The 14689-nt window shown below is 72.0% G+C and carries 14 protein-coding genes; 3 read left to right on the top strand and 11 right to left on the bottom strand.

Annotated elements, in window-relative coordinates; translation table 11 throughout:
- Positions 1-12 precede the first annotated feature (12 nt).
- From ACP6CK_RS07415 to carA, 11 genes are all read right to left on the bottom strand, one after another.
- Entirely contained in the window at positions 13-2169 is a 2157-nt protein-coding gene (locus ACP6CK_RS07415) for a PBP1A family penicillin-binding protein (RefSeq protein WP_426958243.1), read from the bottom strand.
- Between the two features lie 457 nt (positions 2170-2626).
- Entirely contained in the window at positions 2627-3136 is a 510-nt protein-coding gene (locus tag ACP6CK_RS07410; protein ID WP_426958242.1) for a hypothetical protein, read from the bottom strand.
- Between the two features lie 56 nt (positions 3137-3192).
- The gene (locus ACP6CK_RS07405) at positions 3193-4425 is read right to left on the bottom strand and encodes a threonine ammonia-lyase (protein ID WP_426958241.1); all 1233 of its coding nucleotides are present in this window, start codon (positions 4423-4425) and stop codon (positions 3193-3195) included.
- Between the two features lie 11 nt (positions 4426-4436).
- On the bottom strand, positions 4437-4910 hold the full coding sequence (gene greA, locus ACP6CK_RS07400; protein ID WP_426958240.1) for a transcription elongation factor GreA: 474 nt from the start codon (positions 4908-4910) through the stop codon (positions 4437-4439).
- 134 nt (positions 4911-5044) lie between these two features.
- The gene (carB, locus tag ACP6CK_RS07395; protein WP_426958239.1) at positions 5045-8293 is read right to left on the bottom strand and encodes a carbamoyl-phosphate synthase large subunit; all 3249 of its coding nucleotides are present in this window, start codon (positions 8291-8293) and stop codon (positions 5045-5047) included.
- 2 nt (positions 8294-8295) lie between these two features.
- A complete protein-coding gene (locus ACP6CK_RS07390) occupies positions 8296-8580 on the bottom strand; it encodes a hypothetical protein (protein WP_426958238.1) in 285 nt (94 codons plus the stop codon).
- Entirely contained in the window at positions 8580-8993 is a 414-nt protein-coding gene (locus tag ACP6CK_RS07385; RefSeq protein ID WP_426958237.1) for a hypothetical protein, read from the bottom strand. The genes ACP6CK_RS07390 and ACP6CK_RS07385 overlap by 1 nt, the downstream gene beginning before the upstream one ends.
- Positions 8990-9337, bottom strand: coding sequence for a hypothetical protein (locus tag ACP6CK_RS07380; protein WP_426958236.1), 348 nt, complete (start codon positions 9335-9337; stop codon positions 8990-8992). Before ACP6CK_RS07380 ends, ACP6CK_RS07385 begins: the two co-directional genes overlap by 4 nt.
- Positions 9334-9585, bottom strand: coding sequence for a hypothetical protein (locus ACP6CK_RS07375; protein WP_426958235.1), 252 nt, complete (start codon positions 9583-9585; stop codon positions 9334-9336). Before ACP6CK_RS07375 ends, ACP6CK_RS07380 begins: the two co-directional genes overlap by 4 nt.
- Positions 9582-10214 (bottom strand): LysE family translocator, encoded by a 633-nt coding sequence (locus ACP6CK_RS07370; protein ID WP_426958234.1) that lies wholly within the window; start codon positions 10212-10214, stop codon positions 9582-9584. Before ACP6CK_RS07370 ends, ACP6CK_RS07375 begins: the two co-directional genes overlap by 4 nt.
- Before the next feature lies 1 nt (position 10215).
- A complete protein-coding gene (gene carA / locus ACP6CK_RS07365; protein WP_426958233.1) occupies positions 10216-11598 on the bottom strand; it encodes a glutamine-hydrolyzing carbamoyl-phosphate synthase small subunit in 1383 nt (460 codons plus the stop codon).
- A gap of 125 nt (positions 11599-11723) precedes the next feature.
- Here carA and ACP6CK_RS07360 point away from each other — a divergent pair, with 125 nt between their 5' ends.
- The 3 genes from ACP6CK_RS07360 to dnaG all read left to right on the top strand — a co-directional run bounded on the left by ACP6CK_RS07360 (position 11724) and on the right by dnaG (position 14684).
- On the top strand, positions 11724-12182 hold the full coding sequence (locus tag ACP6CK_RS07360) for a GatB/YqeY domain-containing protein (protein WP_426958232.1): 459 nt from the start codon (positions 11724-11726) through the stop codon (positions 12180-12182).
- 146 nt (positions 12183-12328) lie between these two features.
- Positions 12329-12712 (top strand): hypothetical protein, encoded by a 384-nt coding sequence (locus tag ACP6CK_RS07355; protein ID WP_426958231.1) that lies wholly within the window; start codon positions 12329-12331, stop codon positions 12710-12712.
- Between the two features lie 82 nt (positions 12713-12794).
- On the top strand, positions 12795-14684 hold the full coding sequence (gene dnaG / locus ACP6CK_RS07350; protein ID WP_426958230.1) for a DNA primase: 1890 nt from the start codon (positions 12795-12797) through the stop codon (positions 14682-14684).
- The last annotated feature ends 5 nt before the right edge of the window (positions 14685-14689 follow it).

Genomic DNA, 14689 nt, shown 5'->3' with positions numbered 1-14689 from the left:
GGGCGGGGGCGATCAGCGCCCCGCCCAGACCCCCCGCCCAGCCTCGCGCGCCTGGGCCTCGCTGGACCGCAGGGCCGGGGAGGCGTCGGCGCTGGCGCGGCCGCCGCCGTTGAACAGGACGACGTCGGAGAGGTCTCGTCCTTCCACGTTGCAGCGGTGTGCGCCGTCGGCCACCGGCTCGCACACCACCTCCCGGCCCGCGAGGTAGAGGTCGAGCTGGCGCGCGTATTCGCCGCGCATGCCGATGACACCGGTGAGCTGCACGGCGCGGCTGCCCAGTCGCAGCGTGGCCGTGTCCAGCACCTGCGGCACGCCGCGGATCGGTGCCGCGCGCGGCGCATTGGCGGGCGGGGCGGGGGCGGCGGCCGTGGGGATGGGGGCCTCCGCGGTCTTGGCGCGGTCGGCGTTGCGGACGAAGTCGGCCCAGATGCGGGCCGGCAGGGCGCCGCCGGTCACGTTGCGCATCGGCGTGTTGTCGTCATTGCCCACCCACACGCCGACGATCACGTCCGCCGTCATGCCGATGAACCAGGCGTCGCGGCTCTCCTGCGTCGTGCCGGTCTTCCCGGCCACGGGCCGGTCGAGCCGCGCGGCGGTGCCGGTGCCGCTCTGGACCACCGACAGCATCAGGTCGAGCAGTCCCTGCTGCGCCGTGGCGGACAGGACGGGCGTGCCGCCGGGCATGGTGTCGGGTCGGGTAAAGAGGGCGCGGTCCCGGGCGCGCACGCCGCGGATGACGTGTGGTTCCACGGCGCGGTTGTTCGCGACCGACGCGAAGGCCGCGGTCATCTCCAGCAGCGTGGCCTCGCCGCTGCCGAGCGAGACGGCGGGCACGTTCGGCATCTCGGAGCGCAGGCCCATGCGGCGGGCCACATCCATGACGCGCTGATGGCCGAGCTGGGCGTAGAGCTGCACGGCGACGGTGTTGACCGAGTGGGCGAAGGCGTCGCGCAGCGTCATCGGGCCGCGGAAGCGGTCCCCGTAATTCGTCGGGGCCCAATCTCCGATGCGGACGGGCTGGTCGATCACCTGGGTGTTCGGTGTCATTCCGGCTTCCAGCGCGGCGGCGTAGATGAAGAGCTTGAAGAGCGAGCCCGGCTGGCGCCGCGCCTGCGTCACGCGGTTGAACTGGCTGGCGTTGTAGTCGCGCCCGCCGACGGCCGCGAGGACGGCACCATCGGGCGACAGCGCGAGCAGCGCGGCCTGGGTGGCGTTGACGCGTCGCCCCTCGCCGTCCAGCCAGCCGGCGACGATGCGCTCCGCCAGGTCCTGGAGGGCGGGATCGAGCGTGGTGCGGACGGAGAGGTCCACCGGCAGGGGGCCGATCAGGCGGCGCGCCTCGCCCTCGGCCCAGTCGGCGACGTAGCCGCGGCCGGGGGACATCTCCGGCGGGGCGCGCAGGACCGGGCGGGCTGCGCGGGCGGCGGCGACGTCCTGCGGCGTGGCGCGCCCCGTCTCCTGCACGGCGTTGAGGACGAGGTCAGCGCGGCGCCAGGCGCCGTCCGGGTTGCGGTTGGGGGCGAGGTTGGAGGGCGCCCGGACGAGCCCGGCGAGCATCGAAGCCTCGGCCAGGTTCAGTTCCGCCGCGGGCTTGCCGAAATAGCGACGCGCCGCGGCGTCCGCGCCCCAGGCGCCGGCACCGAAATAGGCGGCGTTGAGGTAGCGGGCGAGGATCTCCTCCTTCGAGAGCCGTGCCTCCAGCCAGAGGGCGAGCACGGCTTCCTGCACCTTCCGCACGACGGAGCGGTCCTGCGAGAGGAACATCAGCCGGGCAAGCTGCTGGGTGATGGTGCTGGCACCCTGGCGGGTGCGGCCGGATTCGAAGTTCCGGACCGACGCCCGAACCATGCCGCGCAGGTCGAGGCCGTTATGCTCGAAGAAGCGGCGGTCCTCGATCGCGACCACAGCATCCTGCAGGGGCTTGGGAATGCGCGCAGGATCGATCGCGTCGCCCCGCAGGACACCGCGCGCCGCGAAGGCGGTGCCGTCCCGGGATTCAAGGATGAGGGAGGCGGGCGTGTCGTCCGGCGACATGCCGCCGCCGACGGGGACGCGGAACATCGCCCAGCCAATGAAGCCGAGGAAGGCGAGGCCGGCCAGCGACAGGGCCAGAAGCACGTAAGTGGGGCGGAAGACCGCCCTCAGGCCCCGCCCGGTCGCGCCCAGCACCCGCCGACCGAGACCCTGGCGGACGGGGACCGCTGGCCGTGGCGGCGCGAGGCGCTCGGCAACGCGCGATTCGGGGGGCGGTGCCGTAGATCGCGGAGAGGGTGGCGGCGGGAGGGGCTCGAACTCCCGCTCGTCGGGCGGAACGTCCGCGCGTGGCGAGGGGGCGGTGGGCGGCCCGACCTCCGACCCTTCCCGTGGAGGGCCGGGAAGACGCGGCGGGTCGGGGCGTGTGAGCGGCTCGGGAGACGGGCGCCGAACGTCCGGCGACACCGGCATGGCCTCTGACACATCGCGCGGCGTCGCGGGCGGCGCTGCCGGTGCGGGCTGGCCGAGCACGACCGGCGGCAGCGGCTCGCCCGACACCCTGACCCGGCGGTGACCATAACGGGGCCGGGAATCGTCGTCGGTCGCGCTCATCGGCGCGGCGTCCGGTCTCGCATGCCTCCCCTTAGCCGGTTCAGCGGACCGGATCGACCCAGGTGCCGCGATCGGCCAGGCGCGTCGGCGTCGCGGACAGGCCGGGCTGGACCGGCGCCATCGGCGCGGGTGCCGCGGCCAGGGTCTGCATCGCGACGGGCGGGGTGTCTCCCGGGCGTGACCCGGACAGAGGCTGGATCGGGGTGGCCGGCGCCGGCGCGGCGGCGAGGGCCTGCGGGCCGGCGGGCGAAGGGGCCATTGGATCCGCCGCGGTGGGCGGGGACAGGGCCGGCGCTGCGGAGGCCGTCGCCACGCCGGCGGCCACGGGCGCCGCCGCGACCGCGACCGGCGCCTGCATCGCCGGCCGGGGCGCGCGGCGGGCGCTCCGGTAGCGCGGCGCGGCCGGGATGATCCGGAAAGGGAGGAGCGAGCCGAGGGAAAGGGTCGGGCCCCAACCGCCGCGGCGCCGCGCCTCCGCTTCCGAGGGGATGAGCAGGGTGGCGGCGACGACGGCGAGCAGGGCCGGGGCGGTGCGGGGCAGGGCGGGCACGGGCAGGGTCCTCCTCGGGGTCAGGAACCCCGAGCCTGCCCCCCGGTTGCGCGGCCTCAGCCGCGGCGGACGACGTAGTCCCCGGCTTCCAGCGCCGCGACGATGGCCGCGCCCTGGGCGGCGTCGCGGACCTCGATCATCAGCTCCAGCTCCGCCGTCTGGACGGAGGGGGCGGCGAAGAGGCGGCGGTGAGAGACCTCGATCACGTTACCGCCGGCATTGGCGACGCGGGTGGAGATGTCGGCCAGCATCCCCGGACGGTCGGGGATGTCGAGGTGCAGCCGCAGGATGCGGCCGTCCCGCAAGAGGTTGCGGAGCAGGACGTTGGCGAGGATGCGCGCGTCGATGTTGCCGCCGCAGACGACGGTCGCGACCCGCTGGCCGCGGAAGCGGTCACCATGGGCCAGGACGGCGGCGAGGCCGGCGGCGCCGGCGCCCTCCGCCACGACCTTCGCGTTCTCGGCGAGGACGGCGATGGCCTGCTCCACCGCGCTCTCGGGCGCGACGAGGACCTCGGTGCCCATGGTGCGGAGAAGGGCGAAGGGCAGGTCGCCCACGTCCCGGACGGCGATACCCTCCGCGACGGTGGGGCCGCCGACCCGGATGGGACGGCCGGCCAGGCGCTGGACCATGGCGGGGTAGCCTTCGACCTCCACGCCATAGACCTTCAGCCCGGGACGCAGTTCGGCCGCGGCGGCGGCGCAGCCGGCCAGGAGGCCGCCGCCGCCGACCGGCAGGATGAGGGCGTCAATGTCGCCCGCCTCCTCCAGGATCTCCAGGGCGACGGTGCCCTGGCCGGCGATGACGGCGGGGTCGTCATACGGGTGGATGAAGGTCAGGCCGTCCCGCAGCGCCATGTCATGAGCGTGGGCGGCGGCCTCGGCCAGGGTCTCACCGTGCAGGACGACGCGGGCGCCCCAGCCCTCGGTGCGCGTGACCTTCGTCGCCGGGGTGAAGCGCGGCATGACGATGGTGGCGGCGATGCCCGCGAGCTGCGCATGGCGCGCCACGGCCTGGGCATGGTTGCCGGCCGACATCGCGATGACGCCTGCCGCCTTCTCCCGCGCCGTCAGCAGCGCGAGCCGGTTGGCGGCCCCGCGCTCCTTGAAGGCGCCCGTGGCCTGCAGGTTGTCCAGCTTGAACAGCATCTCCGCCCCCGCGATGCGGGCCACCGCCTGGGGACGGATGAGCGGGGTGCGGAGCACGGCGCCTCGGATGCGCTCCGCCGCCGCGCGCACGTCGGCGAGCGAGACGGCGGGCGCGCCGACGCGCGCGAGGGCGGCGGACATGCTGGGGCGGCCTAGTTGAAGGCGACCTTGGTGATCTCGACGGAGCGGGCGCCCCCTGGGGCCGGCACCTCCACGCTGTCGCCGATCTTGCGGCCGATCAGGGCCTTGGCGAGCGGCGAGGACACGGAGATGGATCCGTTCTTCATGTCGGCCTCGTAGGCGCCGACGATGCGGTAGGTCTTCTCCTCCTCCGTCTCCTCGTCGACGATGGTCACGCGGGCGCCGAACTTCACCTGGTCCCCGGTGAGGCGGGAGACGTCGATCACCTCGACCGAGGGGATCACCGATTCCAGATCGGCGATGCGGCCCTCGATGAAGGACTGCTTCTCCCGCGCGGCGTGGTACTCCGCGTTTTCCGAGAGGTCGCCATGCTCCCGCGCCTCGGCGATGGCGCGGATCACGGCGGGACGTTCCTCGGCGCGGAGGACGCGCAACTCGTCCTCCAGGCGGGCGAGGCCCTCGGCGGTCATCGGGAACTTCTGCACGGCGGTCCCTCGGGCGAAGATGGCTTCGCCGCGCGGCCCCGGTCAGGGCCGCGCGGCGAGGGGGTGAAAAACGTTTGGGGCGGGCGCCGGTTCAACCGGACCCGCCCCACCCGGATGTCAGCGTAGCAGGTCTGCTACGAGAACGAAGGCCGAAAATAAGCCTGGAGGGGCGCCACATCAAGGGTGCCCGCCCGGAGCGCCGCGATGGCGTGGACCGCCGCCCTCGCCCCGGACACCGTCGTGTAGTGCGGGACACCCTGGGTCAGGGCCCCGCGGCGGATGTCGAAGCTGTCGGAAACGGATCGGCCGCCGCCGGTGGTGTTGATCACGAGCTGGATCTCGCCGGACTTGATCGCGTCCACGCAGTGGGGCCGTCCTTCCAGCACCTTGTTTACCACGCGGACGGCCAGGCCGGCCTCCCGCAGACGCGCCGCGGTGCCGCGGGTGGCCATGATGGTGAAGCCCATCTCCGACAGGCGCCGGGCCAGGGAGATGGCGGCGGGCTTGTCGCCGTCCTTCACCGAGACGAAGGCCGCGCCCTTCTCCGGCAGCTTCACGCCAGCCCCCATCTGGGACTTCAGGAAAGCGCGCTCGAAGGAGAGGTCGAGTCCCATGACCTCCCCGGTGGACTTCATCTCCGGGCCGAGCAGCACGTCCACGCCGGGGAAGCGGTTGAAGGGAAAGACCGCTTCCTTCACCGCGACGTGGCGGGAGATCGCGCTGTCGTCGAGGTTGAACTCCTTCAGCTTTGCGCCGGCCATCACGCGGGCGCCGATCTTCGCGACGGGAACGCCGGTGGCCTTCGCCACGAAGGGCACGGTGCGGGAGGCACGGGGATTTACCTCCAGGACGAAGATCTCACCGTCCTTCACGGCGTACTGCACGTTCATCAGGCCGCGGACCTTCAGCGCGCGGGCCATGGCCTCGGTCTCGGCCTTCAGCTCCGTGATAATGGCGGGGGGCAGGGAGTAGGGCGGCAGGGAGCAGGCGCTGTCGCCGGAGTGGATGCCGGCCTCCTCGATGTGCTCCATCACGCCGGCGACGTAGACCTCCCCGTCCGCATCCGCGATGCAGTCCACGTCCACCTCGATCGCGTCCTGCAGGTACTGGTCGATGAGGATGGGGTTCTCGCCGGAGACCTTCACCGCCTCCTTCCCGAAGCGCTGGAGCTGCTCGGCGTTGTGGGCGATCTCCATGGCGCGGCCGCCCAGCACGTAGGAGGGGCGGACGACCACGGGATAGCCGATGCGCTCGGCCTCCTTCGCGGCCTCCTCCAGGTTGCGGGCGGTGCCGTTCTGCGGCTGCTTCAGGCCAAGCCCCTTCAGCATCTGCTGGAAGCGCTCGCGATCCTCGGCAATGTCGATCGCCTCCGCACTGGTCCCGAGGATGGGGATGCCCGCCTTGTCGAGTGCCTGGGACAGCTTGAGCGGCGTCTGGCCGCCATACTGCACGATGCAGCCGAGAACCGTGCCCTTCGTCTGCTCCACGCGGATGAGGGCGATGACGTCCTCCGCGGTCAGCGGCTCGAAGTAGAGGCGGTCCGAGGTGTCGTAGTCGGTGCTGACCGTCTCGGGGTTGCAGTTGACCATGATGGTCTCGAAGCCGGCCTCGCGCAGGGCGTAGGCGGCGTGGACGCAGCAATAGTCGAACTCGATGCCCTGGCCGATGCGGTTCGGGCCGCCGCCGAGGATGACGACCTTCTGGCGGTCGGTCGGATCGCTCTCGCAGACCGGCGTGCCGAAGCCGCCCTCATAGGTCGAGTACATGTAGGGGGTGGAGGAGGCGAACTCGGCGGCGCAGGTGTCGATGCGCTTGTAGACGGGGCGGACGCCGAGGGTCTCGCGCCGCGTCTGCATCTCCGGCTCGTGCAGGCCGGCGAGCTTGGCCAGGCGGCGGTCGGAGAAGCCCATCGCCTTCAGGCGGCGCATCCCAGTCGCGTCCTTCGGCAGGCCGTCCCGGATCACGCCGGCCTCGGCCTGCACGATCTTCTCGATCTCCCGGATGAACCAGGGGTCGAACTTGCAGGCGTTGTGGATGGTGTCCACGTCCAGCCCGGCGCGAAGGGCCTGGGCAACGGTCAGGGAACGATCCGGCGTCGGGTTCGCGAGGGCGGCCACGATGGCCTCCACGGAGCCGTCGCCGGGGATCGTGATCTCGTCCAGGCCGGACAGGCCCGTCTCCAGGCCGCGGAGACCCTTCTGCAGCGCCTCGGCGAAGGAGCGTCCGATGGCCATCGTCTCGCCGACCGACTTCATGGAGGTGGTCAGCGTGGCAGGGGTGCCGGGGAACTTCTCGAAGGTGAAGCGGGGGATCTTCACGACCACGTAGTCGATGGTCGGCTCGAAGGCGGCGGGGGTGGTCTTGGTGATGTCGTTCGCCAGCTCGTCCAGCGTGTAGCCGACGGCGAGCTTCGCCGCGATCTTCGCGATCGGGAAGCCGGTGGCCTTGGACGCGAGCGCGGAGGAGCGGGAGACGCGCGGGTTCATCTCGATGACGACCATGCGGCCGTCCACCGGGTTAATGCCGAACTGGACGTTGGAGCCACCGGTGTCCACGCCGATCTCGCGCAGGCAGGCGATGCTGGCATCGCGCATGCGCTGGTATTCCTTGTCCGTCAGCGTCAGCGCGGGGGCGATGGTGACGCTATCGCCGGTGTGGACGCCCATCGGGTCCAGGTTCTCGATGGAGCAGACGATGATGCAGTTGTCCGCGCTGTCGCGGACCACCTCCATCTCGAACTCCTTCCAGCCGAGCACGCTTTCCTCGATCAGAACCTCGGTCGTCATGGAGGCGTCGAGGCCGGCGGCGACGATCTGCTCGAACTCCTCCCTGTTGTAGGCGATGCCGCCGCCCGTGCCGCCGAGGGTGAAGGAGGGACGGATGACGCAGGGCAGCTTCACCAGCTCCAGCGCCGCGCGCGCCTCCTCCATGGAGTGCGCGATGCCCGAGCGCGGGCTCTCGATGCCGATCTTCGTCATCGCGTCGCGGAACTTCAGCCGGTCCTCGGCCTTGTCGATCACCTCCGCCTTCGCGCCGATCAGCTCGCAGCCGTACTTCGCCAGGGCGCCGGAGGCATCCAGCTTCAGCGCGGTGTTCAGCGCGGTCTGGCCGCCCATGGTGGGCAGGATCGCGTCCGGTCGCTCCTTCGCGATGATCTTCTCGACCACCTCCGGCGTGATCGGCTCGATGTAGGTCGCGTCGGCGAGCTCCGGGTCGGTCATGATCGTCGCCGGGTTGGAGTTCACCAGGATCACCCGGTAGCCCTCGGCGCGCAGCGCCTTGCAGGCCTGGGCGCCGGAATAGTCGAACTCGCAGGCCTGGCCGATGATGATCGGGCCGGCGCCGATGATCATGATGGATTGGATGTCGGTGCGCTTCGGCATGGTCAGGGCTTCCGGGCGAGCAGGAGAAGGATGGGCAGGGCAAGGCCCTGCAGGACCGCGGAGAGGACGAGCGCGGTGAGGCTCGTCACATCCAGGCGGTCGGCGGAGAGGGCGACGGGAAGAGATGCGATCCCCGACAGCCCGAGGCAGGCGAGGGTGACGAGCGCGGTGCGCGGCATGGCCGGCAGCCCGTGGCTGGCGCGCCAGAAGGCCGGGGTGGCGACCGCGGCGACGGGAACGGCGATGCCGAGGCCATAGACCAGAGGATCGAAGGCACCCGGCGACATCAGCGGTGCTCCGTATCCGCCGGCGTCAGGCCGAGCAGGGCGCGCAGGCGCCACCAGCGGTCGGTCAGGAAGCCGGCCGGCGGCGAAAGGGCTTCGCCGCGCCGCATGTCGGCGTGCAGCGGGACGGTGACGCGACTGCGGTCCCATTCGGCCGGCATGTCCAGGGTCTGCACCATGTCCAGGGAGGTGACGCCGCGGATCCAGCCCTCGCGGTCGCGCAGCACGAGCCAGCCGGGCGCGTCGCCGCTCTGGCCGGGCATGGCGAAGAGCATCGGGCGGGCGCAGGCGGTCAGGGTGTCGCCGCCCTCCGGCGCCGTGCTCGACCAACGCGGGGCCTCGCAGGCGAGGCTGCATTCCGGCAGCACCGCGACGAGGCCGAGCGCGGCCAGGAGACTGAGCGCGCGCCGCCTCATGCGAGCCCCCCGAAGCGCGCGAAGGCGAGGATGATCCAGAGGGCGCCGGTTCCAAGCAGGCCGAAGCGCCAGCCGGCCCCGGCCGGGCCGCGCGGCATCAGCCAGGCGCAGAGGAACATCTGCACGCCGGGGGCGACGAGCAGGGCGGCGAGGATCGCGTTCGGTTCCCCCTGCGTCGCGCCAAGCAGCAGGGCGGCGCCCACCGCCAAGGCGACCGACGCGACTCCGATTGCCAGCGCGCGAACAGGCGTGGTGGCGAGGCGCCGCAGGAAGAGCGACAGCAGCGGCAGGACCACGAGGGAAGCCGCCAGCCCGATCACCAGCCCGGGAATGGTCAGGATCATGCCCGGTCCCGCCCGAGCCAGGGCCGCAGGATCAGGAAGAGGATCGCGTGGATTCCGGCCCACAGGGCGGCGGCGAGGACGCGGCCCTCCCCATGGTCGTCCACCGCGAAGATCACGACGCCGCCCAACGCGAGAAAGGACAGCGCGACCCCGCCCGTCCAGGCGCGGGCGCGGCTCTGGCCGGTGCGGCGCAGCGCCCACCAGCCGATCAGCGAGAGCGGCAGGGCGAGGAGGAGAAGCCGGATCACGCGCGGCTCTCGGAGGCCAGCTTCACGGCCAGAAGGGCCAGCGCGCCGCCCAGCACCCAGCGCTGGACCGCCAGCCAGGTCGGGCGGGTCGAGAGGAAGCGCGAGGCGCCGCCGGCGCCCCAGACGATGAGCGCGTCGAACACCGTGCAGATGGCGATCTGAACGGCGCCGAGGATCAGGCCCTGGGCCAGCAGGCTGCCGCGCTCCGGGTCCATGAAGGCGGGCAGGACGGCGACGTAGAACAGCGCGACCTTCGGGTTCAGCGCGGCGGTCGCGAAGCCGAGGGAGAGGAGGCGCGCGCTGCTCTCCGGCGGGATGGGACGCGGGGAGAAGAGGGGCGCGCCGCCCGGCCGCACCGATTGCCAGGCGAGCCAGAGAAGGTAAGCGGCCCCGCCCAGCCGCATGACGTCGTAGGCATAGGGCACCGCCAGCAGCGCCGCGGTGATGCCGAGGGCTGCGCCGAGCATGATGACGAGGCTGCCGGTCTGGCACCCGACCAGCGACAGCATCCCGGCCCGCGTGCCTTGGGTGAGGGTGCGCGAGACAAGATAGAAGAGGTTCGGCCCCGGCGTGAGCGCCAGGCCGAGCGACAGCGCCGCGAAGGCGAGGAGCGACGCGGTCGAGGGCATGTCAGCCCGCCTTCGACCGCTCGATCAGGTCGGTGAAGCGGTGGAAGAGGTGGTGGCTGTCCGACGGGCCCGGCGAGGCCTCGGGGTGGTACTGCACGGAGAAGGCGCGGCGATCGGGCGCGGCGATGCCCTCGTTAGAGTTGTCGAAAAGGCTGGTGTGCGTGACCGTCACGCCGCCGGGCAAGGTCGTCTCATCCACCGCGAAGCCGTGGTTCTGGGAGGTGATCTCCACCTTGCCGGTCGCGAGGTCCTTCACCGGCTGGTTGCCGCCCCGATGCCCTTGGTCGAGCTTGTAGGTCTTCGCCCCCAGGGCGAGTGCCAGGAGCTGGTGGCCCAGACAGATGCCGAAGACGGGCTTGCCCGCGTCCAGCACGCCCTGGATGGCCTGGACGGCGTAGGTGCCCGTCGCGGCCGGGTCCCCGGGGCCGTTGGAGAGGAAGACGCCGTCCGGCTCGTGGCGGAGGATCTCCTCCGCGGTGGCGGTGGCGGGGACGACCGTCACCTCGCAGCCGGCATCGGCGAGGCAGCGCAGGATGTTGCGCTTGGCGCCGTAGTCCACGGCGACGACGCGGTGCTTCGGCGCGGTCTGCTTCCCGTAGCCCTGGCCCCAGGCCCAGAGGGACTCGTCCCACTTGTAGGGCTGGGTGCAGGAGACCTCCTTCGCAAGGTCCATGCCCTCCAGCCCCGGCCAGGCCGCGGCCTGCGCGCGCAGGGCCGGCAGGTCGAAGCGGCCGTCCGACGCGTGGTGGATCACGCCGTTCGGGGCACCGAGGTCGCGGATGCGGGACGTCAGGGCCCGGGTGTCGAGGCCGCAGATGCCGGGGATGCCGTGGCTCTTCAGCCAATCGTCCAAATGCCGGGTCGCGCGGTAGTTCGACGGATCGGTCAGGTCCTGCTTCACCACCAGGCCGCGGGCGGCGGGGGTGATGGCCTCGATGTCCTCGGGGTTCGCGCCGACGTTGCCGATGTGGGGGAAGGTGAAGGTGATGATTTGCCCGGCATAGGAGGGATCGGTGAGCACCTCCTGGTAGCCGGTCATGGAGGTGTTGAAGCAGACCTCGCCCACCTTCGTGCCGGCGGCGCCGAAGCCGCGCCCCCAGAGCACCGTGCCGTCGGACAGGACGAGGCAGGCGGTGGCGCCCTCGGGGACGGTCTCGGTCATGCTGGGCTCCGGGCTGAGGGGCGGGGCAGGCGATTCGGCGGCGTCGGGGCGGGGCAGGTCGGCCAGGGTGAGGTTGGTCGCCGAGAGGATGGCGGGCCAGTGGCGGGCCGGGATGGTCCGGGTCTGGCGCCATTTCCGAATGGCCTCGGTGCCGACGCCGAGATGCGCGGCCGCCGCGCTGGCGCCGCCCATCTGGGCAATGATCTGCTCGACGGTGCGCATGTCCGGTATATGTGGGAAATGTTTTCCCAGGGGAAGGGGGTTCCGCTCGCGCCCCTGGGAAATGCCTTCCCATTGGGCGGATGGCCGGGCTGCGCTAGACCGCCTGCCTGACCCAGGAGATGTCCATGGACCTGCGCGCCCGCTTCACCGAGGAAATGAAGGCGTCCATGCGCGCCGGCGATGCCCCGCGCACCTCCACCATCCGCATGGTGATCGCGAAGCTCAAGGAGGCGGACATCGCCGCCCGGCCGTCCGGGGTCACGGCCATCCCGGATGATCAGATCGCGGGAATGCTCCGCGGCATGGTGAAGAGCCGGCGGGAGAGCGTGGACCTCTACCGCCAGGGCGGCCGGACCGAGCTGGCGGACAAGGAGGAGGCGGAGATCGCCGTCATCGAGTCCTTTCTGCCCCGGCAGATGGATGATGCCGCGATGCAGGCCGCCGTGGCCGAGGCGGTGGCGGAGACCGGCGCGGCCTCGATCAAGGACATGGGGAAGGTGATGGCGGCGCTGAAGGCGAAGCACGCGGCCGTGCTGGACATGGCCAAGGCGGGGCCGATGGTGAAGGCGGCGCTGGGCGATTGAGCCCGGATCCCGACCTGCGCCGCATCGGTCCGAACGGGGCCGTCCGGCCAGCCTGGGCAGTCCTGTGGGAAGCTCCCTGAACTCCCGCGTCCGATGACGGTCCTGCGGGTTTCGACGATCCCTGGGGTTTGGCCTGCGCGGCGATCATGGTGGTGCTGGCCTTTGCGTCCGCACGACCGTTGCGTCGCCTTGTGAACCGGCGCGCCGGCTCCTACCCGAAGGTGCTGGGCGTCGGGTTGTTGGTTGGGGCCGCGGCGACGCACATTCCGGTGGCCCTTGCGGCCTTCGGTGCCCGAGGGATCGGGAAGGTCATTGCCATCACGATGGCCTGGGTCGGTCTGTCGTCAACGGTCCTGCTCGGCCCGCCGGCGCCGCCCTTTACCATCGTCGACTCAGTCGACTCATCGGTGACGCTTCGCGAACTCATCCGGCGCCTCGTGCTGGGGGCCGGCCTCTCCTTCGGTTCGTTTCTCTCCTTTCTGGCCCTAATCCTGATCCTGTCGGTCGCGGGACGTCCTGTTCAGTTCTAGGCGATGGTCAGGACGGTCCGTGGGTGGTCCGGACCTTGGCCGCTGACCTCATCCCCCGGACGGGCTACCATCCCGCCGACCCATGGCCCTTCCCGCCAATTTCCTGGATGAGCTGCGCGCCCGGACGCCGCTGCCACCGCTGATCGGGCGGAAGGTCAAGCTCACGCGCAACGGGCGGCAGTGGAAGGGGTGCTGCCCCTTCCACAACGAGAAGACGCCGTCCTTCTACGTCTATGACGACCACTACCACTGCTTCGGCTGTGGCCAGCACGGCGACGCCATCGGTTTCACCATGCAGACGGAGGGCCTGCCCTTCCGGGAGGCGGTGGAGCGCTTGGCTGCCGAGGCCGGGCTGGAGGTTCCGAAGGAGAGCCCCCGGCAGGTTGAGCGCGAGCGCCGCGCGAAGGACCTGCATGATGTGCTGGCCGCCGCGGCCGAGGTGATGCAGCGCCGACTCCGCCTGCCGGAGGGCCGGGCGGCGCTGGACTACCTGCGGGGTCGCGGCCTGACGGAGGAGACCATCGCGCGGTTCGGCCTCGGCTGGTCCGGCGGGGGGCGGGGAGCGCTGATCGCCGACCTCAAGCCGCTGGGCATCGAGCCGCGGCAGATGGCCGAGGCCGGGCTCGTGAAGGCGCAGGAGGACCGCTCCGACAGCTACTCCGACTTCTTCTTCAACCGCGTGATGTTCCCGATCCGCGACCGGCGGGGGCGCGTGGTGTCCCTCGGCGGGCGCATCCTGGGGGATGGGCAGCCGAAATACCTGAACGGACCGGAGACGGCGGTCTTCTCCAAGCGCCGCAACCTCTACGGCATGGACTTCGCACGGGAGGCCGTGTTCCGCGGCAAGTCGCGGCTGATCGTGGCCGAAGGGTACATGGACGTCATCGCCCTGCATCAGGCGGGGTTCGGAGGGGCGGTCGCGCCGCTCGGCACGGCGCTGACGCCGGAGCAGATGGAGGAGCTCTGGCGCGTCTCGCCGGAGCCGGTCCTGTGCCTGGACGGCGACGCCGCCGGCTTCCGTGCCGCCGCCCGCGCCGCCGAGATGGTGCTGCCCCTGATCGGGGCGGAGAAGACGCTGCATTTCGCTACCCTGCCCGCCGGCCAGGACCCGGACGACCTCATCAAGGCGAAGGGCGCCGCCGCCTTCGAGGCGGTGCTGGCGGCGGCAAAGCCGCTCTCGAGCGCGCTGTACGACCTGATGGCAGATGGACGGCCCCTCGGCACGCCGGAGGGGCGCGCGACCTTCCGCAATGACCTGGCCGCGGCCGCCGGGCGCGTGCCGGACCGGTCCCTCGCGGCCGAGTACCGGCGCGCCCTGCTGGACCGCTTCTTCGAGAGCACCCGGCCGGCGCGGCCATCCGGCGGTGCGGCGCGTCGGGCCGGCGCGCGCCCCGGAGCAAAGCCGCCGCCGCGATTGCCGCCGCGCACGCCGCCCCAGCCGGGCCAGGCCCGCGTGGAGCAGGCACGCTGCCTGCTGGCCATCATCCTCGGCCAGCCCTGGCTGCTCGGCGAGGTGGACGAGGCGCTCGCCTTGCTCGACCTGCCGGAGGGACCGGCCGCCGAACTCCAGGCGGGGATGCTGGACTGGCACACTCAGAAGGCGAGCACGGAAGCGTTATTGGACGGGCGCGATTCGCTTGACTCCGGAACTCTCCTCTCCCACCTGGGATCGGCCGGCTTGGACCAGGCCTGCAAATGGGCCACGGGCGGGGCGGGCCTCCCGGCCGCCGCCAGCACCGAGGCCCAGCCCGGGGAGGCACTGGACGGCTGGTGGCACTTCTTCGGCTTACTGCGGGGCGAGGGCGCGCTGGTCGAGGACCTGCGTGCGGCACAGGCCGAACTGACGGCCGCGACCGGGCCGGCCGAGGGCGCGGCGGCCCAGGCGCGGGTCATCCGGCTGCGGCGCGCGCTGCTGGCGCTCCGCCGGGGCGAGTCCGAACTGGAAGACGCGGCCGAGGGCGCGGGTCACTAGGGTAG

This window comes from Muricoccus radiodurans (assembly GCF_050154705.1).
Taxonomy (GTDB): Bacteria; Pseudomonadota; Alphaproteobacteria; order Acetobacterales; family Acetobacteraceae; genus Roseomonas; species Roseomonas radiodurans.
The sequence above is the reverse complement of the archived record's forward strand: the minus strand, read 5'-3'. Positions and strand labels throughout refer to the sequence as shown.

Excerpts from the sequence above, each read along its gene's own strand:
- ACP6CK_RS07405 (WP_426958241.1), bottom strand. The coding sequence starts at position 4,425 with ATGTCCGCCGCCCTCGCGCGCGTCGGCGCGCCCGCCGTCTCGCTCGCC.
- carB (WP_426958239.1), bottom strand. The coding sequence starts at position 8,293 with ATGCCGAAGCGCACCGACATCCAATCCATCATGATCATCGGCGCCGGC.
- ACP6CK_RS07390 (WP_426958238.1), bottom strand. The coding sequence starts at position 8,580 with ATGTCGCCGGGTGCCTTCGATCCTCTGGTCTATGGCCTCGGCATCGCC.
- ACP6CK_RS07385 (WP_426958237.1), bottom strand. The coding sequence starts at position 8,993 with ATGAGGCGGCGCGCGCTCAGTCTCCTGGCCGCGCTCGGCCTCGTCGCG.
- ACP6CK_RS07380 (WP_426958236.1), bottom strand. The coding sequence starts at position 9,337 with ATGATCCTGACCATTCCCGGGCTGGTGATCGGGCTGGCGGCTTCCCTC.
- ACP6CK_RS07370 (WP_426958234.1), bottom strand. The coding sequence starts at position 10,214 with ATGCCCTCGACCGCGTCGCTCCTCGCCTTCGCGGCGCTGTCGCTCGGC.
- carA (WP_426958233.1), bottom strand. The coding sequence starts at position 11,598 with ATGCGCACCGTCGAGCAGATCATTGCCCAGATGGGCGGCGCCAGCGCG.
- ACP6CK_RS07360 (WP_426958232.1), top strand. The coding sequence starts at position 11,724 with ATGGACCTGCGCGCCCGCTTCACCGAGGAAATGAAGGCGTCCATGCGC.
- ACP6CK_RS07355 (WP_426958231.1), top strand. The coding sequence starts at position 12,329 with ATGGTGGTGCTGGCCTTTGCGTCCGCACGACCGTTGCGTCGCCTTGTG.
- dnaG (WP_426958230.1), top strand. The coding sequence starts at position 12,795 with ATGGCCCTTCCCGCCAATTTCCTGGATGAGCTGCGCGCCCGGACGCCG.